The organism is Rhodococcus sp. MPR-R1B (assembly GCF_058793255.1).
Window position 1 is genome coordinate 159,429 of record NZ_JBXAFO010000006.1, and the last position, 24,645, is coordinate 184,073.

Here is a 24,645-nt window from a genome sequence, read left to right on the forward strand (position 1 = left end):
CGATGATCCATGTCGATTCTGAGAGGTCGGCATCCAAACCCTGAGAAGAGACTGGCAATCCGTTGTGCTGCGAAATCGTTATGGAACGAGCACCATTTACCCATGACGACGCCGAATCGTTCATCCAGGCGAAAAGTGTCCGTTGTCGGTGCGGGAAGCGTCGGCACCGCAATTGCGTATGCGTGCCTGATACGCGGATCGGCCGACGCGCTCGCCCTCTACGACACCAACAGCGCAAAGGTCCGGGCCGAAGTTCTCGATCTCAACCACGGCACCCAGTTCACACCGCCGTGCACTGTCGACGGAGGCGATGACATCTCGGTCACCGCGGGATCCGACTTGGTCGTCGTCACCGCGGGCGCCAAACAGCATCCCGGTCAGTCGCGGCTCGAACTTGCCGCGGTGAACGTCAAGATCGCGCAGACACTGACCGAACAACTGTTGGCGGTGTCACCGGACGCGGTCCTTCTCTTCGTCACCAACCCGGTCGACGTGGCGACCTACGCAGCGATCCAGGCTGCGGGACCGTCGTACCGCGGCCGAATTTTCGGATCTGGGACCGTGCTGGACACGGCCCGATTGCGATTCCTGCTGGCTACCGAACTCGGAGTCGCGGTGGAGAACGTTCATGCCTTCATCGTGGGCGAGCACGGGGATTCCGAGATTCCGCTCTGGTCGAGCGCAACCATCGGCGGAGTGCCGGCAACCTCGTTCGTGGGACCGTCGGGTGGCGTCCTCGGCCCCGACCTACGCGCGAAAGTAGCGAAGTCTGTAGTCGAGAGTGCTTACGAGATCATCGAGGGTAAGGGTGCGACCAACCTCGCCATCGGATTGTCGAGCGCATTCATCGCGGAAGTCGTGTTGCGGGACGAACAACGGGTTCTGCCGGTGTCGACTTTGCAGAGCGGCGTCCACGGACTCGAGCACGTTTGCCTGTCCCTTCCCACGATGGTTGGTCGTGCTGGTGCCGGCCGAGTCCTCGAAGTACCGCTATCGGAAAGAGAGGCTTCGGGGCTCCGATCTTCTGCCCGGACATTGCGAGAGGTGCAGGAATCTCTGGGATTGTGAATATCTGTTCTCCTCGATATCCGACATATAGGATCAACAAATGATCAGCTTCCTGATTCGCGCCGCGATCTTCCTGGGTTCTGCCGCTGTCGGGCTTCTAGTTGCGTCGTTGATTCTTTCGGGCTTCTCGGCGCCCACATCCGGATTCATCGTTGCGGTCGTGATCTTTGCGATTGCGCAGTCGGTCCTGGCGCCGTTCATCGCCACGGTGGCAAAGCGCCATGCACCGGCATTTCTCGGCGGAATCGGATTGGTGTCGACATTTGTCGCGCTGTTGGTGGCGTCGCTCTTCTCCAATCTGTCGATCTCCGGTGTCTCGACGTGGATTCTGGGAACCGTCGTCGTGTGGCTGGTAACCGCCGTTGCGACGTTGGTTCTTCCGTTGTTGTTCGTGCGTAAGAAAGTTCAGGAGAAGAAGGCACAGTGACGCGCCCGAACATCGGTATGGACTACGCAGTCCTGGACTGCCCGGATCCGGCTGCATTGGCCAACTTCTACGTCCAGGTCCTCGAGTGGAAAAGTGTTCGCGACGAGGATGATTGGCACGTGATCGAAGGGCCCGGCGGGGGCGGCTCGCATTTCAGCTCGCTCCGGATTTTGTTCCGGTGGACTGGCCGACCTCCGGTGTCGGGATCCATCTGGATCTGTTCGTGGATTCTCTTGAACCCGCCGAGGCTTGGGTGATCAGCCTGGGTGCGCAGCGGGTGACCGACATTCCGGAACATCAGACTTTCCGCGTGTACCGCGACCCGGTCGGTCACTTTTTCTGCCTGTGCCTGCGGGACTGAGTGTCGACTCGCTCCGATCTCGTCGACCGTGGATAATTCCGAACACTTGTCACGCCCGAGAATTGGAGATCGACGATGGCTTCGCAGAATTCCGACGAATTCCTGGTAGAACGTACGACGATCGTCAAGGCAGAAGCACCGGTCGTCTTCGCGTTGATCAACGATTTCCATCAGTGGACTCAGTGGTCGCCGTGGGAAGGTCTCGACCCGGCGATGCAGCGTACGTACGCGGGTCCTGACGCGGGCGTCGGGGCTTCGTACGCCTGGGCGGGAAACAAGAAGGCGGGCTCCGGTTCGATGGTGATCACCGAATCCGTCCCGAATGAACGAGTAGTTTTGGACCTGGCCTTCCTCAAGCCGTTCAAGGCGCAGAACGTCACCACGTTTCTCATCTCGCCGAATTCCGGTGAAGTTCAGGTGACGTGGAAGATGACCGGAAAGAAGAATCTGTTCTTCAAGATCTTCGGTTTCATCTTCAGCATGGACAAGCTTGTCGGAAAGGATTTCGAGAAGGGCCTGTCCCAGCTGAAAGCTGCTGCAGAAAAGAGCTGACAAGCCGGTGGTACCGTCTCCCGGTGTTACGGATGACGCCCACCGATGCCCAAACCTTCTGGATTTCGGAGAAGATCCCGAACGATCAGCTGCTGCTCTACTGTTTCGACGGGCAGAGCCAGCACATGGACGAGCTACGACGCTCGGTGGTGGAAAGAGCGTCGCTCATTCCGGATCTCAATGTTCGGATTCGTGAATCACCGTGGCACCTCGACTATCCGGTGTGGGAGCCCATGCCGGTCGACGCCTCCTTGGTGAGAGTGCATGAGCTGCCCGAAAACTCGTGGCTCTCGTGCATTCACGGAATCGAGAAACTACTCGAGAACCACGTCGACCCGCGCGAGTCCCCGTGGACGCTGCACCTGTTTCACGGCGTCACCGGCGTGCCGCGCTGCAGTGGCCCGGCGCTGATCGCAGTTCTGCAGGTCGCTCATTCTCTGGCGGACGGCAAACGCGCGTCGGCGATTGCTCGCCAACTGTTCTCGCCGCAACCGCCCGCGAAGCAGAAGACGGACGTGCGGCGTAGCGGATCAGCCGAGATTCTGGGCCGCGCCGCCCTGCGCCTTCCGGGCCAACTTGTTTCGCTGTTCCGCGACGGCCGGGCGGGGCACCGCGCGCAGTTACAGCTGCAGGCGGACACCGAATCGGGAGTTGTTGCGCCGCAGGCGGCGAGCCGTCCGAAGGTGCGCTCGAACATCCCTCCCGGACCGCACCGACTGGTGCGCATGGTCGTGCGGGACAGCGCAGATTTCCGTGGCGACGGCGTATCCGTCACAGTCGGAGCGATGACAGCCATCTCGGTAGCGATGGCGAACTACCTCACCGAGCGAGACGGCTCGGTACCGCCCGAATTGGGAGCTGAGGTGACCATCGCCAAGGCAGGTACACCCACGGCGCGCAATCACTTCCGCAATGCAGGTGTCGGGCTGTTCCCGGAAGTCGATGATCTTCGTGAGCGAGCCCAATTGATCAGGGAGTCGATGGACGAGCGTCGCGCACGTGCGTCCCATCCATCCAGCGCAGCGTCGGATCTCGCGCTGAACGCGGTTCCCGGCCCGCTGGTCCGTTGGGGCGTGCAGCAATACGATTTCACGGCAGTACCCGACGAGGTCACTGGAAACACCGTGGTGTCGAGTGTCGCGCGCGGTGACGCGGATCTGGTGCTCGGAGGCGGCGTCGTTCGGTTCACAGCGGGCTTCCCGAGTTTGTCGCCGGTCATGTCGTTGACCCACGGCGTACACGGGATCGGGGACACTGTGACGATCAGCATCACCAGCAGTCCGGCCTCGATTCCGGACATCGATGTGTACGAGCAGATGATGCACGACGCGATCGACGAGGTGCGCGAAGCGCTGTCGTGACGGCCTGATGTACTGGCTGCATGGGATTCACGCGCGCCGAACTGGAATCGTTCCGAGACGCCGAGATCGAGGATCTGATCGGGCCGGATTGCCGGCTGTTGTTCGTCGGTATCAATCCGGGACTGTGGACGGCGGCGACCGGCGCGCATTTCGCCAGACCGGGTAATCGGTTCTATCCGGCACTGCTGCGGGCAGGCATAATCGAGCATGCGATCGATCCTTCCGCGGGTATGTCGGACGCTGACACACAGCATCTGATCGATCGGGGAGTGGGCATCACCAATTTGGCGGTGCGGGCAACTGCGCGCGCCGATGAATTGACGTCGGAGGAACTCGCAACTGGCGGAGTTCGGGTCCGAAACATCGTGCGCGCAACCAATCCAGTAGTCGTTGCCTTCGCCGGGATCACCGCCTATCGAACAGCTTTCGGTGACAAGAAGGCGAAGGCCGGGCGTCAGGACCGTGATTTCGAGGGGGCAAAACTGTGGATCGTGCCCAATCCCAGTGGTCTCAACGCACACGAGACGGTGGACACCTTGGCAGCGAAATATCGTTCCGCCGCATCCGAAGCCGGAATTCTCTGAGAGAAGTCGCAGTTCCGTTCGGCCAGAACAAGGTACAAGTTAAAGTGCTTGTATGTCTGTTCTATACAACGTCTTTGTAGTGATTCACCTACTCGGCATGGCTGCCCTGGTCGGTAGCTACTTCACCGTCCTCAAGGCTCCTTCGATCACCGAGGTCATGGTGTGGGGTGCCAGGATGCAGTTCGTGTCCGGCCTGATCATCGTCGGGTTGGGCGAAGGCGCCCTGGACAAGAACTACATTCACGCGAAGATCGCTGTGAAGCTGGTGCTTTCGCTGGTCATCGTGGCGCTTGCCGAGATCACCCGGGCGAAGCAGAAGAAGGGCCAGCCCAATCCGAATCTGGTACACGTCGTCGGCGGGTTGTCGATCGTGACCGTCTTCGTGGCCGCGCTCTGGACCTGACAAAGACACAAAAGAGCCCCGGCGATCGAAACTCGCCGGGGCTCTTTGCTGTTGACGTGTCTACAGGCCTGGACGCTTACCGATCGTCAGGGTCACTTCACCGGTATGGGCGAAGAAGTCGTTGCCCTTGTCGTCGACGACGATGAACGCGGGGAAGTCCTCGACGTCGATCTTCCAGACGGCTTCCATCCCCAGTTCGGCGTACTCGAGGATGTCGACCTTCTTGATGCAGTCGAGTGCCAGGCGTGCTGCCGGTCCACCGATGGATCCGAGGTAGAAACCGCCGTGGGTGTTGCAGGCGTCGGTGACCTGCTTGGAGCGGTTTCCCTTGGCGAGCATGATCATCGAGCCACCGGCGGCCTGGAACTGCTCGACGTACGAGTCCATACGGCCGGCCGTGGTCGGGCCGAACGAACCCGACGCCATGCCGTCGGGCGTCTTGGCGGGGCCGGCGTAGTACACCGGGTGATCCTTGAGGTACTGCGGCATCTCTTCGCCTGCGTCGAGACGCTCTTTGATCTTGGCGTGCGCGATGTCGCGTGCCACGACGAGCGGACCGGTCAAGGAGAGACGAGTCTTCACCGGGTGCTTGGAGAGCTCGGCCAGGATCTCCGACATCGGCTTGGTCAGATCGATCTTGACCGCAGCGCCCTTGCCGGTACCCGAAATGCCATCCGTCTCTTCGTCGAGCTGAGCGTCCGTGACCTCGGGCAGGAAACGGCCCGGGTTGAATTCGAGCTGTTCCAGGAACACGCCCTCCGGGGTGATCTTGGCCTTCGCCTGTCGATCTGCCGAGCAGGACACCGCAATGGCGACGGGCAACGACGCGCCGTGGCGGGGGAGTCGGACGACGCGGACGTCGTGGCAGAAGTACTTGCCGCCGAACTGTGCTCCGATGCCGATCTTCTGTGTCAGCTCGAAAACCTTCTTCTCGAGCTCGTGATCGCGGAAGCCGCGACCCGTGATGGCGCCTTCGGTGGGCAATTCGTCGAGATAGTGCGCCGACGCGTACTTCGCCGTCTTCATCGCGAACTCGGCCGAGGTACCGCCGACGACGATTGCAAGGTGGTAGGGCGGGCAGGCTGCGGTGCCGAGTGAGCGGATCTTCGCCTCGAGGAACTGCATCATCGAGTCGGGATTGAGGATCGCTTTGGTTTCCTGGTACAGGTAGGACTTGTTGGCGCTTCCGCCGCCCTTGGCCATGAAGAGGAACTTGTACGAGTTCTCATGTCCGGCAGCAGTATCGGCGTACAGCTCGATCTGCGCGGGCAAGTTGTTGCCGGTGTTCTTCTCGTCCCACATCGTGATGGGGGCGTTCTGCGAGTAGCGCAGGTTCAGACGCGTGTAGGCGTCGTAGACACCGCGGGCAATGGACTTCTCGTCGTCGCCGGGGGTGAGCACATGCTGTCCACGCTTGCCCATGACAATGGCGGTTCCGGTGTCCTGGCACATCGGCAGAACGCCGGCAGCGGCGATATTGGCGTTCTTGAGCAGATCGAGCGCGACGAACTTGTCGTTGTTCGACGCTTCGGGATCGTCGAGGATGCTCGCGAGCTGCGTCAGGTGATCCGTGCGCAGGTAATGAGAGATGTCGTGCAGCGCCGTTTCGGTCAGCAAGCGCATCGCTTCCGGCTCGACCTGCAGGAAGGTGCGGCCGTCCGGTCCCTCGACTGTCGACACCCCTTCGGTGGTGAGCAATCGGTACTCGGTGGTGTCATCACCGATCGGCAACAGGTCCTCATAGAGGAAGTCGGCCATCATCTCTCCTGAACAAGGGTGCGTGCGAAGGTCGCATTCAGGTTATCGTTGGGGGTTTCCTTCTCCGAATCGGGGCGGGTGTGAGCTGGAATTATCCGGATGCCACTGGCTCGATCAAGATACTTCGACCAGTTCGGAGAGCTCGACGCCGCGAAATTCGGCAAGTATTTCGGCCTGCTCGGCCACTGCTGCGCGGGCCGATCGAGACCACGTTCCCCACGGGGTGATCGCGACCTTCAGCTTCTTTCCGGATGCTCGTGGTCGCCACAATCCGGTGATCGTGCCACCGACCACCACTGTGCCCGGTCGCCCGAGGGTCGGCCACACCGTCTTCTGGGCGGTCGGATCGGGAACCAGGGTCTCCCGATCCTTGAGCTGTACATACGGATCGAAAGGCCCGAGCAAGCGCGTACTCGAATCGGTGGGGGAGCCGAACAAGTCTTCGCGGTCCTGTTCGAGAATCCACCGCTTCTCGCCGTTCACCTCGATCTCCTCGGCATCGACTGGCCAGTGGGCTTTGACATCCCTGACCGGAGCATCGAGAAACGAAGCGACGTGAGCAGGAGTCGCGGGGCCGTAGAACCGCAGATAACCCCGGATCACGTGGAAGTGGGAATCTGCGTCTGCACCCGTGGCGCTGAATGGGCGTCGGCGCCAACCCGGAATGCGTTCGAGCACTGGGGGAGATGTGTCCGGCTGTAGCTCGAGGCCTGCCTGGAGTGCCGCGAGCCGGAACGGCATCTCGTACAGATGAGTGGCATTGCACGGGCGGCAGAATCTCAGATAGGGCTCGGTGACCCGCGTGGTCAATTGCGCGGACATCTCGCCCTTGACGGTTGGTTTCGAGACGATGTCCCGCATCGCAGCAGCAACTGTTTGCAGGGCAGTCAGCGTCGGGATGCCGGCGGCCTTCAGGGGCCGATTCGCGTCGTAAATGCGCTTGGCTGCATCGGCTTCGCTGAACGGCGACGTGGCGGCGGCGACGGCAGGCAGGTCGCCCCGACGGTAATAGTGGGGGGCTCCGCGCAACGTCCAGGCAAGAGCGAGCTCAGTGGCGTCGACGCGGACGCCGCGGATCCGCAGGGCCCAGGCGGCTCCGTCAGGTCCGGTGTTCTGAATCCCGAGATCGAGAATGCTGCAATCGCTGTGATCGGCGTCACCGACAACCGCTCGGTCGAGTTGATGGCGGTGCCACCGGAAATTAGCTACCTGCGTGAGTGAGGTTGCGCTAGACATGATTTCAGTTTACTGGTGGGTAACCGCAGGATTTAGGGCGGTTGATCAATGCGGCGACAGAATTGGTCAAATTCGACCGATTGGCCGGAATTTTTTCAGTAGCAGACCTTATTAGTCGAAATAATGACCCCATTGTCGGAATCCTTTGCCAACTGGTCGTTCGTATGATTACTGTTACCCACGTCACGGATACATTACAGATGTGATGCAGCTGTCACAGCACTGTCGGGTGCTTTTGGCAGCTGACCTCTGACCTCTCAAGGAGATTCACATGGGTTCGATGGAATCGATTCTCGCCGCTGCCCTCGGTGGCTTGGGCTCGTTGTTTGCTGCTGACGGTCTTCTCGAAACTTTCATGGGTTCGGTTGAGACCAACCTCGGTAGCTTCGGCGGCTAAAAGTCTGGCCTCTCAGGGGTCTGCAGTCATCTGCTTCAGCTTGGCGTACAAAGCGCCCACCAACATAGGAGTTCACATGGGTTCGCTCGACATCATCAAGATTCTGACCACGGGTTCGAGTGCGATTGGCACCGAGATCGTCAACCTGTTGACTTCGCTCAGCGGAGGAACCCCTCCGGCCTGATCGGAGGGCTATAGGTTCCGAAAGGCTCACGCACTCGGTGCGTGAGCCTTTCCGTGTCGACCGGATCGAGTTTTTCCGATCACGTCGGGTTTGCCTGTTTCAGGCGGTACCGTTCGAAAGGTTCCGCTGCGGAAGAGAGTGACCCGGATGATCGAGACTCGTGCGTTACGAACGGTTTTCCGTGTCTTCGTGGCGTTGGCCACGTCAGTGTGTGGGTTCCAGCTCCTCACAGCACCGGGTCACGCTCAGTCGGCGGACAGCAGGCTGGTCGACATCTCGGTGTACTCACCGTCGATGGGGCGCGACATTCCGTTGCAGGTCTTGCGGCCGGCTGATACTTCGACGCCTGCTCCGACGCTCTACCTACTCAACGGAGTAGACGGAGGGAAAGACGACGCGACGTGGTCGGTGCGGACCGACGCACCGAAGTTCTTCGCGGACAAGCACGTCAACGTGGTCACCCCTCTCGGTGGAGCATTCAGCTATTACACCGATTGGGAGCGGCCGGACCCCGGCCTCGCGAAATCTGGCAACAACAACGGGGTCAACATGTGGACCACGTTCCTGACGGAAGAACTACCGCCAGTCATTGATTCGACATTCGGGACGACCGGCGAGAACGCACTGGCAGGCCTGTCGATGGCAGGCACGTCGGTACTGGATCTGGCTATGGCGGCGCCCGCGCTGTACAACAGTGTCGGGTCCTTCAGCGGGTGCGCGATGACGAGTCCGGGCATCGGGCAGGACTTCGTGAAACTCGTGGTCGCCGTCGGTGGGGGTGACGCGGAAAACATGTGGGGTCCGTACGATGGTCCGGGTTGGCCGGCTCACGATCCGGTTGTCAACGCGGACAAGCTACCTCGAATCCCGATGTACATCACAACCGCAACCGGACTTCCGGGTCCGTACGACACACTTGCCGATCCGCGGATCGGCAACGACGTCACAGATTTGGCGTTGCAGCTTGTTCTCGGTGGCGGAATCGAGGCGGCAACTCACTACTGCACCACCCAGCTTGCGGACAAGACGAACGCATTGGGTATGAACAACATTCGCTACAACTTCAAGCCGGCAGGAACGCATTCATGGGGATACTGGGAAGACGACTTACACGACTCGTGGCCGATGATCGCCGCGTCGCTCGGCCTGTGAGTTCCCGTCGAGCGAGCCTTCGAAGCGTTGTTCTCGTCGGCGCGCTCGCCCTGACTTCACTTCTTGCGCTGCCGTCGACCGCACTCGCCGACGAGACTCCGCAGATAACGAGTGTCACCGAACTGTCTTCGCGCTTGGTGCTTCTCGACGTCGCGAGTCCCGCCATGGGGCGCACCATGGTGGTGAAAGTGCTGCTTCCTGCCGACCGCTCGGAACCGCGCGGGACGCTGTATCTCCTGGACGGCAATTCCGGGCAGATCGAAGAGAACAACTGGTTGGCCCCGGCTAACGGCGATATCGTCCCGTTCTTTGCCGACAAGAATGTGAACGTCGTACTCCCCATCGGTGGAACCGGCACCATGTACACCGATTGGCAGGAAGACCACCCGAAATTCGGTCGTCTGAAGTGGGAGACATTCCTGACGAAAGAGCTTCCCCCACTGATCGACACGAGGTTCGCCACCAACGGGCACAACGCAATCGGCGGGATCTCGATGGGTGCAGAAGCCGCGCTGATCCTGGCCCAACGCTCGGCCGGGTTGTACGACGCGGTCGCGGGCTACAGCGGCTGCTACACAACTGTCGGGGGATTCGGCAAGGCGTTGACCGATCTTGTGGTGATCAACGGAAATGCCCGTTCGGAGCAGATGTGGGGTCCGGCCGGCAGTGAGGCTTGGCAAGAGCACGACATCTTCGCCAATGCCGACAAGCTGCGCGGCACCAAGGTGTATCTCGCCTCGGGATCGGGACTACCAGGTCCGCACGAAACTCTCGATACTCCTGCCCTGGGCCGGGTATTGGTCGTTGGCGGGGTCATGGAACTGGGATCGAACCTGTGCACCGACCAGATCACGCAGGTGTTGCGCGATCGCGGAGTCGATGTCACCCGCAGCGCTCAACCGGTGGGGACGCACGGTTGGCCGTACTGGCGCGACGAACTCGTTCGTTCCTGGCCGATGCTCGACTCTGCGTTGTCGGCTTGAGTAATTCCTTGCGATGAGTTTCCGCTTCGGGCCGGGTCTATAACCCTGTACACCTGTTTCGTAACCTCGTCGACAAGGACAGAACATGCCTTCCATCACTCCCTGTTTGTGGTTCGACAACCAAGCAGAAGAAGCAGCGAACTTCTACATCTCGGTGTTCGGTTCCGGGCAGATCCTGGGAATCGAAAGGTACGTCGAGGGATCGCCTTCCGGAATGCCGGCGGGATCGGTGATGACCGTCAGCTTCGAGCTCGACGGTCAGCGATTCACCGGATTGAACGGCGGGCCGATGTTCACGTTCTCGGAAGCAGTGTCTTTCGAGATTCCGTGCGTCGATCAGGCTGAGGTCGATCATTACTGGTCCAGGCTGACCGAGGGTGGGGAAGAGGGCCCGTGCGGATGGGCCAAGGACAAGTTCGGATTGTCCTGGCAGGTAGTCCCGAATCGCCTTCTCGAACTGATGAAGGATCCGGATCGGGCCAAGGCGCAACGCGCCACGGACGCGATGATGAAGATGAAGAAGATCGATATCGCGGAGCTCGAACGGGCCGCAGACGCGTCCTGAACACGATCTGGCCGATGGGCGACAGCCTTCGTTGGCTGATGCTAGCCTTCCCTAATTCTCGCTGAGCGTTGGAGGAGTGCTGGTAACCATGCGAATCAAAGTCTCTCGAATGAAGATTGCAGTCACCGCCTTGGCGGCCTCGCTCGCCGTCGCCGGACTTGCCGGTTGCAGTAGCGACAGTGCTGACGCACCGGCAGAGGCGGGCGCAACCATTTCGACGATGTTCGGCGACGTCGAAGTCCCGGCCGACCCGCAGCGCGTCGTGGCGCTTGGTTGGTCGGATGCCGAGACGGCACTCGCTCTGGGCACTCAACCAGTGGGCGTCGCGGACTGGATGGCGTTCGGCGGCAAGGGCGTCGGACCGTGGATTGCGGACGAGTTCACCACGGACCCGAAGATCCTCGGAACGATGGACTTGAGCGTCGAAGACGTCATCGCGCTCGAACCGGACCTCATTCTGTGGACGCGAAGCGACAACACGCAGGCCACCTACGACAAGCTCAGTGCCATCGCACCGACGGTCGGGCCGCCGCCGGGTCTCGCCACGGCCTACGGGACGACGGTCGAGCAGCAGACCGAACTCGTCGCAAAGGCACTCGGCAAAGAATCGGAAGGCAAGGCGCTACTCGACGGCCTCGACGCCAAGTTCGAGGCCGCGATTGCCGCCAATCCGAACTTCGCGGGCAAGACCGCGGCGGTCGGCGCCTACAGTTCCGACGGCTACGGCGCCTACGTACCCGGCGACGCACGCGCAGACTTCATGACCCGCCTCGGCTTCACGATCCCGACGGCGATCACCGAAAAAGCCACCGGAAACTTCTACATCCCGGTCGCCAACGAGAACCTGAACTTGTTCGACGCGGATCTCACGGTTCTGTTTCCGATCTTCCTCGACAGCAGTGCGTTTGCGAACGATCCGCTGCTGCGCGCAATCCCGTCGGCCCAGGAGGGACATCTGTTGATCCTCGATGACCCGGCACTCGTCAATGCGTTCTCGAGTGGCTCGGTACCGGGGTTGACCTACGCGATCGACAACGCCGTTCCGAAGTTTGCGAGCACGCTCGGCGCCTGATCAGAGGTGCTTCGGGACCTGCCCGTCACTGTGAGCGTGTTCGCAAACAGTGGCGGGCAGTTCTCGTGCGTCAGTACACTGGAAAAAGTGAACTTTCAGCTAACGAGCGGCGGCCCAGTGGAGATCGGTCCAGTGGAGATCGAAGCGACCGCTCCTCGTTTTCCGCGGATGCATGCATACGTGGATATCGCTGTTGTGATCGTGGTGCTGGTGGGAACCAATCTGATCGCGCATTTCACCACCGCCTGGGCAAGCATCGCGACGGTACCCATCTCTGCTCTCGTCCTGTTGGCGCTCACCAAGCGCCGGGGAATGGGGTGGGCGGAATTGGGGCTGTCCCCTCGTGACCTGCGGCGAGGTTCGAAGTACGCGCTTGCTGCCGTCGGCCTGGTCCTGACGGTTGTCGCCGTCGGCGCGTTGCTTCCGCTCACACGCCCTTTCTTCATGGCGGATCGCTACGCCACAATTTCCGGCGCGATCATCGCGTCGATGATCGTGATCCCGCTGCAGACCGTCATTCCCGAAGAGTTGGCTTTCCGTGGCGTCCTGCACGGCACGTTGAACCGGGTCAGTGGATTCCGCGGCGTCGCCGCTGCCGGTTCTCTGATGTTCGGACTGTGGCACATCGCGTCGTCGATGGGTTTGACCAGCGGTAACGAAGGGCTGTCCGGCTTTCTCGGTACCGGAGTCGTCGGCCAGGTCGCCGGCATCCTCGGAGCCGTTCTCGCCACCGCTGCGGCCGGTCTCGTATTCACCTGGCTTCGTCATCGCAGCGGCAGCCTCATTGCGCCGATTGCTCTGCATTGGTCGTTGAACGGTGCCGGTGCGCTGGCTGCGGCTCTTGTTTGGCATGCAACTCTTGCTTGATCCCAATATCTGACAAAAAGGACAGCATTCGCCGCGCGACGCCGGGTAGTTTTGTGCTTTGCTCAGTAAGTGACGCACCTTCATCGAGGCCATGTCTTCCACATCTCCGGTCGTCCGACGGTAGAGGATGCGGCGCAGTCGCTCGTCTCGATCCCCGACGGCGTCTTGGCGATCGACGATGCCGGAACGATCGTCTACTGCGGAGAATTCGGATCACTCCCGAGCGGTCTCGAAGGCGCTGAAACCCACGACCACCGACCGGGTTTCCTGCTGCCCGGATTCGTCGATGCACACATTCATTTCCCGCAGACCTACGCCGGCGACGCCTACGGCGGCGGCCAACTCCTCGAGTGGCTCGACCTGTGCGTCTTTCCCTCCGAATCGAGATTCGCTGATCCGGAATTCGCCCAGCACGCTGCCGAGGCCTTCTGCGCTCGCCGAATCGCCACGGGAACCACGGCCGCGATGGTGTTCGGATCGGCCTTCCCGCACGCGCAGGACGCCCTGTTCTCGGAAACTCTGGAACGCGGCCTTCGAGTGGTCAGCGGACGCGGGATTCAGACCACCGGCCCGGCCTCCGCCGCTGCACTGATCACCTCGGAAGAGGACGCGATCAGACTCACCCGCGAGGAGATCGACAAGTGGCACGCGGCCGACACCGGCGACGTGAACACTGCGCTCATTCACGTCGCAGTGGTTCCCCGCTTCTCTCTCGCGGTGACAACACGGACGCTGAAGGACTTGGGGGAGTTGTACGACTCCGTCCGTGACCGGGGCGTCTACTTCCACAGTCATCTCAACGAGAACAATCGGCCCGGAACCGGCGAGGTGGCGACCACACTCGCCGAGTACGAGGTCGAGACCTATCTCGACACGTACGACGGCAAGTTCCTCCCCGGCTCACAGGTCGGCGGAAAGAGCTTCCTGGGTCCACGCGCGATACTCGCGCACTCGGTGCACTGCCAGGACTCCGAACTCGCACGAATGGCCGAGACCGGAACCTCGATCGCACATTGCCCTACTTCCCAGCAGTTTCTCGGCTCCGGCACCATGCCGTGGAAACGAACCGTTGCGTCAGGGGTCAACATCGCGATCGGATCGGACTTCGGTGGCGGCGACGAGTGCCTGCTCACCCGAGTCCTCGGCGACGCCTTCAAGGTTCACATCTCCGAAGCCGGCGACGACGGAGTGTCGATGCACCCTGCCGAACTGCTGTTCACCGGAACACTCGCCGGTGCTCGCGCGCTGGACATGGAGAACCGGATCGGCAACTTCGACGAGGGCAAAGAGGCCGACTTCCTGGTGATCGATCCGTCCGGGTGGCCGCCGCTCGCCGGGCTCGTCAGCTACGGAACGCGTTCGGATGATCCGATACTCGCCCGCGACCAGACGCTCTTCGGGCTCCTGATGGCGATGCGCGAGCCCGCGATTGCGCACGTGTACGTGCAAGGGCGCCGGATATCGGGCTGACGTGTCCGCAACTGCCATCACCGGGTACCACCGAACGAGTTCGGGATTCCGGGCGTGGGTCGAGCGTGCGGCCGAGACCGCCGGTCGATTCGACGGCTACCTGAGCTGTGGCATCAGTGATCAACCGGAACCGGTGTCGCACGGCGTGTCCGTCACTTTCGACAGTGCCGACGATCTTCATCGTTGGCTGGAGTCGACTGATCGCCGCGATCTCGAAAGATCAGCTGCTGCAACGGGAATTATGGCGCAGACGAGTGATCTCGTTCTGATCGACGGCGTGCTGCCGCCGCCCGGTATCGGTGTGTACGACCACGCCGTCGTCGTGGGTAAGGAGAACGAGTTTCTGCGAACGCAACGACACCTCATCGATCTCAGTTCGCGATTCTCCGGCTACGAGTCGGTGATGTTGTTGCGGTCGGTCACCGACTCCACCGAGTGGAAGTCCGTCCTTCGGTTTCGGACAGAGCAGCAGTTGGCGGTGTGGATGGCGTCGCCCGAGAGGGCCGCAGCACTACCGAAACTGCGGGCCGAGTTGGCCGAGGACTTCACCGAGACCACGCGGTCGACACCGTTCGGCACCATTCTGCGTACGGAGAACGGGCAGACTCGCGCGACGCCGAATTGGAAGACGGCGATGATCATCCTGCTCGTCCTCTATCCGACGGTGATGACGCTGTCGAGGTTTCTCGGGCCGTTGCTCGACGGGATCGGAGCGCCGCCGTGGCTGTCGATGTGGTTGAGCCAGATAGTCAGCGTCGGCGCCATGACGTGGTTCCTGATGCCGACGGTCACGAGATGGTTCCGTCATTGGCTGGACCCGGTCGACGGCGCCGTTCCCCGCACCAACTGGCGCGGCGTCGCGGCGGTAATTGCGGTGTACGCAGTGACTCTGACGCTCTTCGCGTCGGTGAAGTGGCTGCAGTTCTGGGACTACTTCGACTGAATCCGGCCTCGGCGGAAGTAGGTGAGTGGCCCGAAGAAGTTGACGAAGATGATCGCCGCCCACTTCTTCTTGCTTCCGTTGACCGTATTGGCAGGGCGTCGCGCCAGGTCTGTCCACGCGGCGATCGCCAACAGGGACTGAATCGTTGCGAGCACGGCGACGACGCGGCGTTGCGCGGGTGACAGCTCACTCCAGGACTTCTTCTTTGTGAGGTTCATGAACTCCACTGTGCCCTCGAACGTCCAATCGGTGTCGAGAGCCGGTTGTTATCGGTGCCGGGAGTTCCTCAAATCAGTGTGAATAGCGTCACCATGATGACCGATAGGTACGGTCCCGCGGGCCGTCGGGCCGGTCGTTTTCGGCGTAAAGATCTCGCTAACTCGAACTGTGGCTGAATGTTTGCGCCCGCACTAAGCTCGCGTGGCTACATTGCCGCGGGGGATTTGGCCAATCTGCTGGTACGCCCTCTATCGGGAGCAACACCCATCCTGTTAAGTAAGGCTTGCCAATCTTGTGGTCGCCCTACAGGTTTGATGCTGTGCGGTAGCTGCTATCGGGAACGATGTTCGGAATACGTCAATAAATCGTCCTTAGGTGACAGTTTGATCACTGCCGGTGGGTGTTACCTGTGTGTATGTCCGCGCCCCGAAGGGGTCGAAATGTAACGTCCCGGACACATTTGGTGTCGCGGAAGTAACGGAAGGCCTCTACTCTTATCGCCAGCAGCCACTCACGTGGCGGCAATCCTCTGGACCGTATCTTCGACAGGAGCACATCGCATGAGCAGCGCAGAATTCTCGGATGCCTTCACCTTCCTCAACGACTTCTTCAGCAACGCGTCTGATCTCTTCAGCGCTCTGAGCTTCTTCACCTCGCTCAGCTGATAGCTTCCGGCCGCTAGGCCGACAACAGTGGCCCCCCCGAAGGCGATGCCTTCGGGGGCCACTGTTGTCTGTCAGGCGTCCAATTTGGTGACAATGTGAGCATTGTTGACCAAGTGCATGGCGGGGTTGATGTGACTGTGGTGGAATGCGAGCGAAAGAAGATAGCTTGCCTGCCCGCCACTTCGAGCGGGACACGCCGATGATCGGAGCTTTGTGCACGTCTCGCGAAGAAACCTCTTCAAGTACGCAGCGGCTGGATCGGCGGCTGCCGGACTCGCTGCATTGAGCGGTACGACGTCGGTGGCCAATGCCGGTTCGCTCGGGACCCTGCTCGATTACGCCGCCGGTGTGCCGTCCGCTCAGGCAATCAAGGCCGCCGGGTATGCGGGCGCCATTCGATACGTCTCGGACAGGCGCCCGGGCGCCGATTGGATGGTCGGCAAGCCCGTACTGGCGCGGGAAACCGACGCGTTGACCGCGGCCGGACTTCAAGTCGTTTCTTGCTATCAATTCGGCAAGGGCGGAACGGCGGACTGGCGCGGGGCCCGCGAAGCGGGCAAGCGTCATGCTGCCCGTGGCCTCGAACTACATGCGGCGGCTGGTGGGCCGTCCGGTCGCCCGATCTACGCGTCGATCGACGACAACCCGACCAGTACTGAAATCACTACGCTGATCGCGCCGTACCTCGAGGGGTGGGCCTCGGTTGTCGGCAACGGAGCGCTCGGCGTCTACGGAAACACTCGCGTGATCGACGCAATGATCAGTGCCGGCGTCGGAACCTGGTTCTGGCAGCACAACTGGGGCTCGCCCGCAGGGTATGTGCACCCGCGGGCAAACCTGCATCAGTTCGAGATCGACAAGCGCAAGGTCGACGGCGTCGGCGTGGATCTGAACTCGATCCTCACTCGGGACTACGGGCAGTGGTCGTTGGCCGGTGCGGTCGGTCCGGCCCAGCCGGTCGGATCCTCGTTGCCGACAGGATCTATCGCACCATAGCGCCGAATTTGGCGAGCCAGGCCTTGGCGTCATCGGGGAGGGTGCCCGCCGCTTCCGCGGCGAGGCACCATGCTTTTGCCATCGACAGGAAGTTCATCGGGTTGTAGGCGTCTTCTTCGCGAGACCACAGTCCGTTGCCGGCGTAGTGCAGGATCGTGATGTTGGCGGCTCCGTGCTTGGATCCGTCACCCGGATCCTCCATCGGGTTGTCGATCTCGCACACGATCCATCCGCGCTGCTCGTCGATCACGAACCAGTTGGCCGGGAATTCGGTCATGCGGTGCCCCGGGAACTCCGTCATCGTGCGAGTGACCCACTTGCGTACGGCCTCTCGGCCATTGAGGGTGCCGAAAGCGTGTTCCACGTAGACGACGTCCTCGGTGAACATGTCCGCGAAGGCGTTCCAATCGCCGGAACGAGTGCACTCGACAACGGTGTTCTGGTAACCCGCGAAGGCGTCTTCGAGTTCGGTGCGTGTCCAGGTCATGAAAGGCTCCTCGGGTAGTCGTCGCCTCAAATTAGAACACGTTGCAGAATTGATTGTCGGCGATTCGATGGAGAAGAGTTCTGCGGTACCGTCGTTGGCGGGTCGGGGACCCGTTATGTGAGAGGGCACCACGTGGATATCATCATCAATTTCATCTACACACTTCTGTCGAAGTTGCAGACGGGCAGCATCGAAGGCTCTTCGGAGAAGTGAGTCCTCCGCCGGGTTGATTCCCTTACGAGACTTTCTGTTTGGGAATCAACCCGGCGAACACCATCGTCACGACGGCGGCGGCGATGGAGATCAGGAACGTGGCACGAAACGCCTCGAACGAGGGGATCACTGCGGTGCCGACGGTGATGGTCATTCCGGCCAGGACGACGCTCACGATCGCGGCAGACGTCGACGTGCCGATCGATCGCATCAGTGAGTTCAGTCCGTTCGCGGCTGCAGATTCCGTGATGGGGACTGCGCCCATGATCAAGGCCGGCATGGCCGAGTACGAGAGCCCGACGCCCGCTCCGATGAACATTCCGGCCACGGCGACCTGCCAGACGCTCGACACCGTGAAATATGCGAAGGCGTAACCCAATCCGATGACGAGGGCGCCGAGCATCAACGTGATTCGCGGGCCGCGCCACGCCGAAATTCGAGCGGAGACGGGCGAGAGCGCCATCATGACGAGTCCGCCGGGGGCCAGTGCGAGCCCCGCTGCAACCATGGACAGTCCGAGTCCGTAACCGGTGGACGTCGGTGCCATGAGCAGTTGGGGGAGCGTCAGGGAATTGCCGTACATGGCAAAACCGACGGCGATCGACGCGAAGTTGGTGAAGAGAACTTGCGGCCGGGCCGATACGCGGAGGTCCACCAGCGGTGCGTTGCGTCGAAGTTCCCACCATCCCCACACCAGGAAGCTGAGCGCGGAAACCGCAAGGAGCCCCAGGGTTTTCGCGTCGCCCCATCCCCAGGTTCCGCCCTTGGTGATGGGGAGTAACAGGGTGATCAGACCAACGGTGAGGCCGAGCGCACCGACGAAGTCGAAACGTCCCGGGCGTCGTACGGTCGATTCGGGAATGACGAACGCAACCAGTGCGATGCAGATCAGCCCGAACGCTGCCGATGTGACGAAGAGGAAGTGCCAGTTGGCATTCTGGGCGATCACCGCGGCGATCGGCAGTCCGATCGCACCGCCGACGCCGAGGGTGGCGCTCATGACCGCCATCGCGCCGGCCACTTTCTTCGGTGGAAGAACGTCACGAATGATGGCTATGCCCAATGGAATTGCCCCGACCGATGCTCCTTGAAGTGCACGGCCGACAACGAGCACGATCAGTGAAGGTGCGATCGCGCAGATGGCCGAGCCCAGAACGACCATCGCGAGACTGACCAGCAGCATTCGTTTCTTGCCGAACATGTCGCCGAGGCGCCCGCTGATCGGCGTGATCACCGCGGCGGCGAGGAGTGTTGCGGTGACCGCCCACGAGGTGTCGGCGGGAGTGGAGTTCAACAGGTGTGGCAATTGCGGAATGATGGGGACTACCAGCGTCTGCATCAAGGCGACGACGATTCCGCACAGTCCTAGAACGGTGAGCACTGGACCCGAGGATGCGTAGTTCGTGTCGGGGATTTTCTCGTCGACATTGGACGACCCTGCGTGAACGGACATGCGGCTCCCGCCATGGCGTGTTCTGATTGGTGCGTTCGCCCCAGTGTGCACGCTACACATCGTGTGTAGTCTGCACAATATGAGGATGGACCGGGACCCTGATCTGGTGAATATCGAGTACGAGTTGACTCTGCTCTCGCGTTACCACGCGCTCGCACAACGGGCCGAACTTCATCTGGACCGGTCGGCGTATCTACTGCTCGGTCGACTGGAATTGCAACATCCCATGAGCCTCAAGGAACTCTCCTGCGCTTTCTCGCTCGACATCTCCACCATCAACCGGCAGATCGGCGCGCTGAGGCGTCAGGGCTTGGTGGAGCGAGTGGAGGATCCGGACGGAGGGCTCGCGCGAAAGGTCCGGCCGACGGCGCAGGGGCTGTCGAAACTTCGTGCTGATCGCGAACATTCGACAGCCGGTGTCGAAAAGGTCCTCCGCGAGTGGACGCCGGAGCAGCGTCTCGCGCTCGGTGACCTATTGCGGCAATTCAATACCTCGGTCGAAGCGCTGCAAGGCCGCGAATGGCCGCGACCGAATCAGGTCTGAGAGTGCGAGACGGATCGTAGTGAGCGGTCCGGATCGCTCGAATCCGATTCCGGCGCAATGACAACAAGTTTCGGGTGTTCTTCGGGGGCTGCATGATTTCCACGCCAGGAGAGCAGTGACCAACGTGAGAGACCGGACAGCGCGGACCCGAGACTGGCGAACGAGCCCGAACTCAGGACCGACGCCGTAGACCCGATGCTTCCGATCGAAAGAAAAGAGCCGACGCTACCGATCGACAGGATCGAGTACGCCGATCCGATCGAGAGAATGGACCCCTCGGATCGGATGGACAGTATCGATCGCGTCGACTTGTGTGACCGTATCGACTGGTCTGGGCCGGATTTCTTCTCTGGACGACCGTGCGTGATGTCCACTCGTAGATGTCCCATCTATCGGGTCTATCACGGTGATCGGAGATGCAAAAGGGACCCACCGAAATTCGGTGGGTCCCTTTCACAAGACTTCGTTCAAGCTACCGCGAACATGCCCACGGTCGGAAGGAAGCTGCAGGTGATGCGATCTGCGCCTTCCGGCTGGGTGGTCAGCGAACCGCTGATCACCGAGAGAACGCGTCCGGGGCCGGTATCGGCGATAGCCGACAGAGTGGCTGGGCCGTCCGGGTTGATGCGTGCGGCGTTGGTCAAGTTCTGGGTGGCGCTGCGCTGGTTGTCGATGTTGACCCAGGTGACGGTCATCGGCACCGGCTGGTCGTCGACGGCGGGAGCCGTACCGAGAGCGGTGAAGACGAATCCGGCCTGACCGGCAGCGGGACCGGGAGGAGGCAGGTGAGCCGGGCCGGGAACGGCAAGTGCGGTTCCGACCGAATCGGCGGTGGCCGAGATGCAGCCCTTGCCAAGCGTCGGGTAGAGGAACTGCGCGATGACGGGGGCGTTCTCGTCCGGGATCGCCGGTCCGCCGCCGCCGCTGCCGTCGAGGAAGGTGATGACCTTCTCGAGGGTGGCCTTGATCTCGGGCGGAATGCCGGGGGAGTTCAGGATCGCGCGAGCCTGGTCGAGCAACGCTTGCTGCGGTCCGCCTGCAACATCGGCCGGACCTGCGGCGGCGCCGATGATGGCGGGCGCAAACGATGCGAGGAACTCGATCGGCACACTTTCGGGTGCGGGCGGTGCTGCCGGATCGGCCATTGCCTGTGCCGGCAATGCCAGTCCTGCTACTGCGGCAATAGCGACGGCGGTGAACGCCTTTCGCATACCTCGGGTTCGAAGCACTGTTTCCCCATCCTTAGTCATACCGCGCGGGCGCCTAGGCGAGCTCCGCGTTTGACGGCTCGAGGGGTCACTCTATGTACAGAGCCCCCGGGTTGTACAGCTGTTCAGTTGCTGAGCAGCTACGCACCGGGGGGAGTCTATGGCATGACCGGCCTCGATCGTGATTTACGGCGACCATACCTGTGACTGAAGTGATCTATGTGAAAGTTGATGCAACTGTTACGTCAGATTGCGAGGTTTGTTCACTCGAAGATCAGTCGAAACGGACCGAATCGTCGACGAGTACGTCAATTCGACGGGCAAGGTCGAAGTCCAGTTCCGTGAGACCGCCCGCCGAGTGTGTCGAAAGCGTGTACGTGACCTTTCGCCAGCGAACGTCGATGTCGGGATGATGATCCGCGGCCTCGGCGACTGCCGCGATGCGTTGAAGAAGCGCGATGGCGTCCGGGAATGTCGCGGAGTCGACCGTGCGAGTGATCGACCCTGGCGACAGTTGCCAGGCGGGCAGTTCGTCGAGAGCGTTTTGGATCGCGGAGTCGGACAACAAAGTGGCCATACTCCATCATGGTGCGATGAGTGATGCACCTGCAAGGGATCGGGAAGTTGTCGCCGGTGCGATCTTCCGCGAGGGAAGGCTGCTCCTCGCGCAGCGGACGAGTCCGCCGGCTTTGGCCGGTCGTTGGGAGCTGCCGGGCGGGAAGGTCGAAGAATTCGAATCGCCACAGAACGCGTTGGCGCGGGAGCTGCTCGAGGAACTGGCGGTCGAGGTGAGATGCGGCGCCAGAATCGGCGTCGACGTGCCACTGTCGCCTGGGTTGGTCCTGCGGGCCTACCGGGCGGAGTTGGTGTCGGGAGAACCGGTCGCGCTCGACCATGCTCAATTGACATGGGTCGACGCCGAAGAACTGTTGTCGATGGATCTGGTGGACAACGATCGAGCCTGGATCCCCGAGTTACTCGCGGAATTGAGCGCGCTTACGCCGCACGAGCCTTCTTGAGACCCGCTTTCAGTTCCTTCTTGGATGCGCCCTCGTTCTCGAGCTTCTTCATCCGCATGATGACGACGGGACACTTGATGCACCGCGTCTTCTTGCGGCAGCACTTCTTCTTCGGTTTGAGCTGCGAGACCTTGCTTGCCTTGACTTTTCCCATGTGACGCTGCGGCTTTCCTGTTTCACTACGGCGGAGAGCCCGCTCTTGGAACGAGGTTAGCGTACCCTTAAATGACCTGTTTCTCCAGGTCGTAATCCTACGCGCATCGGCGTGGTGCAGATCACTATTCGCTGGTGGGGGCGGTGATAGAGGCCGCACAATGCAGGAGTATCAGCCCGGAGCGAGTAGTATTTACTAGGCCGCGGTGCCTTCTCAGGCGATTCGTGCCCTGATTCGGATCACACACTCGTGCAGCGGCCACCAGAAGAGCCGTGCGACTTGACTTTCGCGTGGCCGAATCAACTCAGCCAGGAGAGCCATCGCGTGACCATCACCAGCTTCCGTAACGTTGCCATCGTCGCACACGTCGACCACGGCAAGACCACCCTCGTCGACGCCATGCTTCGTCAGTCCGGCGCGTTCGAGGAGCGCGCCGAGCTGGTCGATCGCGTTATGGACTCCGGCGACCTCGAACGCGAGAAGGGCATCACCATTCTCGCGAAGAACACCGCAGTACATAAGGTCAACGAAGACGGTTCCATCACCGTCATCAACGTCATCGACACCCCCGGCCACGCCGACTTCGGTGGCGAGGTCGAGCGCGGCCTGTCCATGGTCGACGGCGTCGTCCTGCTCGTCGATGCTTCCGAGGGACCCCTGCCGCAGACGCGTTTCGTGCTGCGCAAGGCACTCGCCGCTTCGCTGCCCGTCATCCTGGTCGTCAACAAGACGGACCGCCCCGACGCCCGCATCGAAGAGGTTGTCACCGAGGCTCAGGACCTGCTCCTCGACCTCGCATCGGACCTGTCCGACGAGGCCGCCGAAGCCGCTGAGCTCGCACTCGAACTTCCCGTCCTCTACGCGTCCGGTCGCGAAGGCAAGGCATCGACCGTGCAGCCCGAGAACGGCAAGGCTCCCGACGCCGAGGACCTCACCGCACTCTTCCAGGTGCTGATGGAGTACGTCCCCGCGCCGAAGGGCTCGGTCGACGCACCGCTGCAGGCTCACGTCACCAACCTCGACGCATCCGCATTCCTCGGTCGCCTCGCACTCGTTCGCATCCACAACGGCGAGCTGCGCAAGGGCCAGACCGTGTCCTGGTGCCGCGAGGTCGACGGCGAGCCCGTCGTCACGAAGACCAAGATCACCGAACTCCTCACGACCATCGGTGTCGAGCGCGTTCCCGGTGAGGTCGCCGTCGCCGGTGACATCTGCGCCGTCGCAGGATTCCCGGACATCATGATCGGCGACACCCTCGCCGATCTGGAGAACCCGGTCGCACTGCCCCGCATCACCGTCGACCAGCCGGCAATCTCGGTCACGATCGGCACCAACACGTCACCGCTCGTCGGTCGCGTCAAGGGTCACAAGCTGACTGCACGCATGGTCAAGTCCCGCCTGGACCAGGAGCTCGTCGGTAACGTCTCGCTCAAGGTCCTCGACATCGGTCGCCCCGATGCGTGGGAGGTCCAGGGTCGTGGAGAGCTCGCACTCGCCATCCTCGTCGAACAGATGCGTCGTGAGGGCTTCGAACTCACCGTCGGTAAGCCGCAGGTTGTCACGCAGCTCGTCGACGGCAAGGTTCACGAGCCTTTCGAAGAGCTGACCATCGACAGCCCCGAGGAGTACCTCGGCGCCATCACGCAGCTCCTGGCCAACCGCAAGGGCAAGATGGTCCAGATGTCGAACCACGGCGCAGGCTGGGTTCGCATGGAGTTCATCGTTCCTTCGCGTGGCCTCATCGGCTTCCGCACGGACTTCCTCACGGAAACCCGCGGAACCGGTATCGCCAACGCCGTGTTCGACGGATACGGCCCGTGGGCCGGCGAGATCCGTGCGCGCCACACCGGCTCGCTCGTCTCGGACCGCTCCGGCACGGTGACGCCGTTCGCCATGATCCAGTTGGCCGACCGCGGAACCTTCTTCGTCGAGCCCGGCGCAGACACCTACGAGGGACACGTCGTCGGTATCAACCCGCGTCAGGAAGACCTCGACATCAACGTCACCCGCGAGAAGAAGCTGACCAACATGCGTCAGTCGTCCGCAGACGTGATGGAGACCCTCGCAAAGCCGATCAAGCTCGAACTCGAAGCAGCGATGGAGTTCTGCTCCAGCGACGAGTGCGTCGAGGTCACCCCGGAGGACGTTCGCGTCCGCAAGGTGCACCTCAACGCAACCGAGCGCGCTCGCGAGCGTTCACGTAGTAAGGCACGCGACAAGGCTGCTCTGTAGTCTTTCGTCGGTTACAACCTGACAGGCGGATGTGCCTTTCAGCCGAGTTTTCGGCGGAAAGGTACATTCGCC

The 24,645-nt window shown here is 61.6% G+C and carries 27 protein-coding genes and 1 pseudogene; 19 read left to right on the top strand and 9 right to left on the bottom strand.

The features are described 5' to 3' along the window. Positions 1-102: 102 nt before the first annotated feature. From AC1Q61_RS11115 to AC1Q61_RS11145, 7 genes and pseudogenes are all read left to right on the top strand, one after another. Entirely contained in the window at positions 103-1,068 is a 966-nt protein-coding gene (locus AC1Q61_RS11115) for an L-lactate dehydrogenase (protein WP_037132004.1), read from the top strand. Positions 1,069-1,108: 40 nt separating this feature from the next. Beyond that, positions 1,109-1,495, top strand: coding sequence for a phage holin family protein (locus tag AC1Q61_RS11120; protein ID WP_003945275.1), 387 nt, complete (start codon positions 1,109-1,111; stop codon positions 1,493-1,495). 17 nt (positions 1,496-1,512) lie between these two features. Further along, positions 1,513-1,856: pseudogene (locus AC1Q61_RS11125) on the top strand (VOC family protein). 75 nt (positions 1,857-1,931) lie between these two features. Beyond that, entirely contained in the window at positions 1,932-2,408 is a 477-nt protein-coding gene (locus AC1Q61_RS11130) for an SRPBCC family protein (protein ID WP_003945238.1), read from the top strand. Positions 2,409-2,440: 32 nt separating this feature from the next. Beyond that, positions 2,441-3,769 carry a WS/DGAT domain-containing protein gene (locus tag AC1Q61_RS11135; RefSeq protein WP_030536239.1) on the top strand — a complete coding sequence of 443 codons (1,329 nt, stop codon included), beginning with the start codon at positions 2,441-2,443 and terminating at the stop codon, positions 3,767-3,769. 20 nt (positions 3,770-3,789) lie between these two features. After that, a complete protein-coding gene (locus AC1Q61_RS11140) occupies positions 3,790-4,353 on the top strand; it encodes a mismatch-specific DNA-glycosylase (protein WP_003945221.1) in 564 nt (187 codons plus the stop codon). A gap of 52 nt (positions 4,354-4,405) precedes the next feature. Next, positions 4,406-4,756: a hypothetical protein gene (locus tag AC1Q61_RS11145; RefSeq protein WP_003945214.1), complete on the top strand. Its 351-nt coding sequence runs from the start codon at positions 4,406-4,408 to the stop codon at positions 4,754-4,756. Positions 4,757-4,816: 60 nt separating this feature from the next. Here the strand turns inward: AC1Q61_RS11145 and AC1Q61_RS11150 are convergent, their stop codons facing one another. Together AC1Q61_RS11150 and AC1Q61_RS11155 are read right to left on the bottom strand one after the other, a co-directional pair. Continuing rightward, complete coding sequence (locus AC1Q61_RS11150; protein ID WP_029536802.1) at positions 4,817-6,514, bottom strand: fumarate hydratase; 1,698 nt, start codon at positions 6,512-6,514, stop codon at positions 4,817-4,819. A 114-nt stretch (positions 6,515-6,628) separates the two neighbouring features. After that, positions 6,629-7,750, bottom strand: a complete 1,122-nt coding sequence (locus AC1Q61_RS11155) for a winged helix DNA-binding domain-containing protein (protein WP_042920842.1) — start codon at positions 7,748-7,750, stop codon at positions 6,629-6,631. Positions 7,751-8,021: 271 nt separating this feature from the next. On the opposite strand from AC1Q61_RS11155, the gene AC1Q61_RS11160 reads away from it, so the two are divergent. From AC1Q61_RS11160 to AC1Q61_RS11195, 8 genes are all read left to right on the top strand, one after another. Continuing rightward, positions 8,022-8,147 carry a hypothetical protein gene (locus AC1Q61_RS11160; protein ID WP_257898927.1) on the top strand — a complete coding sequence of 42 codons (126 nt, stop codon included), beginning with the start codon at positions 8,022-8,024 and terminating at the stop codon, positions 8,145-8,147. A gap of 331 nt (positions 8,148-8,478) precedes the next feature. After that, a complete protein-coding gene (locus AC1Q61_RS11165; RefSeq protein ID WP_042920840.1) occupies positions 8,479-9,483 on the top strand; it encodes an alpha/beta hydrolase in 1,005 nt (334 codons plus the stop codon). After that, positions 9,480-10,466 (top strand): alpha/beta hydrolase, encoded by a 987-nt coding sequence (locus tag AC1Q61_RS11170; RefSeq protein ID WP_277377437.1) that lies wholly within the window; start codon positions 9,480-9,482, stop codon positions 10,464-10,466. Before AC1Q61_RS11165 ends, AC1Q61_RS11170 begins: the two co-directional genes overlap by 4 nt. 85 nt (positions 10,467-10,551) lie before the next feature. Beyond that, complete coding sequence (locus tag AC1Q61_RS11175; RefSeq protein WP_003945229.1) at positions 10,552-11,031, top strand: VOC family protein; 480 nt, start codon at positions 10,552-10,554, stop codon at positions 11,029-11,031. Positions 11,032-11,140: 109 nt separating this feature from the next. Further along, the gene (locus tag AC1Q61_RS11180; protein ID WP_252194525.1) at positions 11,141-12,103 is read left to right on the top strand and encodes an ABC transporter substrate-binding protein; all 963 of its coding nucleotides are present in this window, start codon (positions 11,141-11,143) and stop codon (positions 12,101-12,103) included. 168 nt (positions 12,104-12,271) lie between these two features. Beyond that, positions 12,272-12,970 carry a CPBP family intramembrane glutamic endopeptidase gene (locus AC1Q61_RS11185; protein ID WP_020908494.1) on the top strand — a complete coding sequence of 233 codons (699 nt, stop codon included), beginning with the start codon at positions 12,272-12,274 and terminating at the stop codon, positions 12,968-12,970. Between the two features lie 69 nt (positions 12,971-13,039). Then, positions 13,040-14,440 (top strand): amidohydrolase family protein, encoded by a 1,401-nt coding sequence (locus AC1Q61_RS11190; RefSeq protein ID WP_042920833.1) that lies wholly within the window; start codon positions 13,040-13,042, stop codon positions 14,438-14,440. 1 nt (position 14,441) lies between these two features. Next, entirely contained in the window at positions 14,442-15,383 is a 942-nt protein-coding gene (locus tag AC1Q61_RS11195; RefSeq protein ID WP_042920831.1) for an antibiotic biosynthesis monooxygenase, read from the top strand. Here AC1Q61_RS11195 and AC1Q61_RS11200 read toward each other — a convergent pair. Then, positions 15,371-15,601 (bottom strand): PLD nuclease N-terminal domain-containing protein, encoded by a 231-nt coding sequence (locus tag AC1Q61_RS11200; RefSeq protein WP_007726301.1) that lies wholly within the window; start codon positions 15,599-15,601, stop codon positions 15,371-15,373. The genes AC1Q61_RS11195 and AC1Q61_RS11200 overlap by 13 nt on opposite strands. Positions 15,602-16,480: 879 nt before the next feature. Between AC1Q61_RS11200 and AC1Q61_RS11205 the strand changes: the two genes are divergently transcribed. Continuing rightward, the gene (locus tag AC1Q61_RS11205) at positions 16,481-17,263 is read left to right on the top strand and encodes a DUF1906 domain-containing protein (protein WP_042920828.1); all 783 of its coding nucleotides are present in this window, start codon (positions 16,481-16,483) and stop codon (positions 17,261-17,263) included. Here AC1Q61_RS11205 and AC1Q61_RS11210 read toward each other — a convergent pair. Together AC1Q61_RS11210 and AC1Q61_RS11215 are read right to left on the bottom strand one after the other, a co-directional pair. Next, positions 17,250-17,750 (bottom strand): nuclear transport factor 2 family protein, encoded by a 501-nt coding sequence (locus AC1Q61_RS11210; RefSeq protein WP_042920826.1) that lies wholly within the window; start codon positions 17,748-17,750, stop codon positions 17,250-17,252. The genes AC1Q61_RS11205 and AC1Q61_RS11210 overlap by 14 nt on opposite strands. A 235-nt stretch (positions 17,751-17,985) precedes the next feature. Next, on the bottom strand, positions 17,986-19,416 hold the full coding sequence (locus AC1Q61_RS11215) for an MFS transporter (protein ID WP_054188751.1): 1,431 nt from the start codon (positions 19,414-19,416) through the stop codon (positions 17,986-17,988). Between the two features lie 85 nt (positions 19,417-19,501). Here AC1Q61_RS11215 and AC1Q61_RS11220 point away from each other — a divergent pair, with 85 nt between their 5' ends. Beyond that, positions 19,502-19,960 carry a MarR family winged helix-turn-helix transcriptional regulator gene (locus tag AC1Q61_RS11220; RefSeq protein ID WP_492650969.1) on the top strand — a complete coding sequence of 153 codons (459 nt, stop codon included), beginning with the start codon at positions 19,502-19,504 and terminating at the stop codon, positions 19,958-19,960. On the opposite strand, the gene AC1Q61_RS11225 is transcribed toward AC1Q61_RS11220, so the two are convergent. From AC1Q61_RS11225 to AC1Q61_RS11235, 3 genes are all read right to left on the bottom strand, one after another. After that, complete coding sequence (locus tag AC1Q61_RS11225) at positions 19,951-20,349, bottom strand: hypothetical protein (RefSeq protein WP_042448789.1); 399 nt, start codon at positions 20,347-20,349, stop codon at positions 19,951-19,953. The two genes, AC1Q61_RS11220 and AC1Q61_RS11225, sit on opposite strands and share 10 nt — an antisense overlap. 78 nt (positions 20,350-20,427) lie before the next feature. Then, on the bottom strand, positions 20,428-21,171 hold the full coding sequence (locus AC1Q61_RS11230) for an Rv1157c family protein (protein ID WP_003945233.1): 744 nt from the start codon (positions 21,169-21,171) through the stop codon (positions 20,428-20,430). 271 nt (positions 21,172-21,442) lie between these two features. Next, a complete protein-coding gene (locus tag AC1Q61_RS11235) occupies positions 21,443-21,745 on the bottom strand; it encodes a 4a-hydroxytetrahydrobiopterin dehydratase (protein ID WP_003945236.1) in 303 nt (100 codons plus the stop codon). 16 nt (positions 21,746-21,761) lie between these two features. Here AC1Q61_RS11235 and AC1Q61_RS11240 point away from each other — a divergent pair, with 16 nt between their 5' ends. Further along, the gene (locus AC1Q61_RS11240; RefSeq protein WP_007726279.1) at positions 21,762-22,187 is read left to right on the top strand and encodes a (deoxy)nucleoside triphosphate pyrophosphohydrolase; all 426 of its coding nucleotides are present in this window, start codon (positions 21,762-21,764) and stop codon (positions 22,185-22,187) included. On the opposite strand, the gene AC1Q61_RS11245 is transcribed toward AC1Q61_RS11240, so the two are convergent. Next, entirely contained in the window at positions 22,165-22,341 is a 177-nt protein-coding gene (locus AC1Q61_RS11245; protein WP_003945207.1) for a hypothetical protein, read from the bottom strand. The genes AC1Q61_RS11240 and AC1Q61_RS11245 overlap by 23 nt on opposite strands. A 324-nt stretch (positions 22,342-22,665) precedes the next feature. Here AC1Q61_RS11245 and typA point away from each other — a divergent pair, with 324 nt between their 5' ends. Beyond that, on the top strand, positions 22,666-24,573 hold the full coding sequence (gene typA, locus AC1Q61_RS11250) for a translational GTPase TypA (protein ID WP_007726276.1): 1,908 nt from the start codon (positions 22,666-22,668) through the stop codon (positions 24,571-24,573). Positions 24,574-24,645 lie beyond the last annotated feature (72 nt).

Bases quoted from the DNA above. Each gene is read 5' to 3' on its own strand.
- AC1Q61_RS11210 (WP_042920826.1), bottom strand. From the start codon at position 17,750: ATGACCTGGACACGCACCGAACTCGAAGACGCCTTCGCGGGTTACCAG.
- AC1Q61_RS11185 (WP_020908494.1), top strand. From the start codon at position 12,272: ATGCATGCATACGTGGATATCGCTGTTGTGATCGTGGTGCTGGTGGGA.
- AC1Q61_RS11225 (WP_042448789.1), bottom strand. From the start codon at position 20,349: ATGGGACATCTACGAGTGGACATCACGCACGGTCGTCCAGAGAAGAAA.
- AC1Q61_RS11230 (WP_003945233.1), bottom strand. From the start codon at position 21,171: ATGCGAAAGGCGTTCACCGCCGTCGCTATTGCCGCAGTAGCAGGACTG.
- AC1Q61_RS11130 (WP_003945238.1), top strand. From the start codon at position 1,932: ATGGCTTCGCAGAATTCCGACGAATTCCTGGTAGAACGTACGACGATC.
- AC1Q61_RS11215 (WP_054188751.1), bottom strand. From the start codon at position 19,416: ATGTCCGTTCACGCAGGGTCGTCCAATGTCGACGAGAAAATCCCCGAC.
- AC1Q61_RS11165 (WP_042920840.1), top strand. From the start codon at position 8,479: ATGATCGAGACTCGTGCGTTACGAACGGTTTTCCGTGTCTTCGTGGCG.
- AC1Q61_RS11200 (WP_007726301.1), bottom strand. From the start codon at position 15,601: ATGAACCTCACAAAGAAGAAGTCCTGGAGTGAGCTGTCACCCGCGCAA.
- AC1Q61_RS11140 (WP_003945221.1), top strand. From the start codon at position 3,790: ATGGGATTCACGCGCGCCGAACTGGAATCGTTCCGAGACGCCGAGATC.
- AC1Q61_RS11135 (WP_030536239.1), top strand. From the start codon at position 2,441: ATGACGCCCACCGATGCCCAAACCTTCTGGATTTCGGAGAAGATCCCG.
- AC1Q61_RS11220 (WP_492650969.1), top strand. From the start codon at position 19,502: ATGGACCGGGACCCTGATCTGGTGAATATCGAGTACGAGTTGACTCTG.
- AC1Q61_RS11245 (WP_003945207.1), bottom strand. From the start codon at position 22,341: ATGGGAAAAGTCAAGGCAAGCAAGGTCTCGCAGCTCAAACCGAAGAAG.
- AC1Q61_RS11115 (WP_037132004.1), top strand. From the start codon at position 103: ATGACGACGCCGAATCGTTCATCCAGGCGAAAAGTGTCCGTTGTCGGT.
- AC1Q61_RS11240 (WP_007726279.1), top strand. From the start codon at position 21,762: ATGAGTGATGCACCTGCAAGGGATCGGGAAGTTGTCGCCGGTGCGATC.
- AC1Q61_RS11145 (WP_003945214.1), top strand. From the start codon at position 4,406: ATGTCTGTTCTATACAACGTCTTTGTAGTGATTCACCTACTCGGCATG.
- AC1Q61_RS11180 (WP_252194525.1), top strand. From the start codon at position 11,141: ATGAAGATTGCAGTCACCGCCTTGGCGGCCTCGCTCGCCGTCGCCGGA.
- AC1Q61_RS11120 (WP_003945275.1), top strand. From the start codon at position 1,109: ATGATCAGCTTCCTGATTCGCGCCGCGATCTTCCTGGGTTCTGCCGCT.
- AC1Q61_RS11235 (WP_003945236.1), bottom strand. From the start codon at position 21,745: ATGGCCACTTTGTTGTCCGACTCCGCGATCCAAAACGCTCTCGACGAA.
- AC1Q61_RS11175 (WP_003945229.1), top strand. From the start codon at position 10,552: ATGCCTTCCATCACTCCCTGTTTGTGGTTCGACAACCAAGCAGAAGAA.
- AC1Q61_RS11160 (WP_257898927.1), top strand. From the start codon at position 8,022: ATGGGTTCGATGGAATCGATTCTCGCCGCTGCCCTCGGTGGCTTGGGC.
- AC1Q61_RS11150 (WP_029536802.1), bottom strand. From the start codon at position 6,514: ATGGCCGACTTCCTCTATGAGGACCTGTTGCCGATCGGTGATGACACC.
- AC1Q61_RS11155 (WP_042920842.1), bottom strand. From the start codon at position 7,750: ATGTCTAGCGCAACCTCACTCACGCAGGTAGCTAATTTCCGGTGGCAC.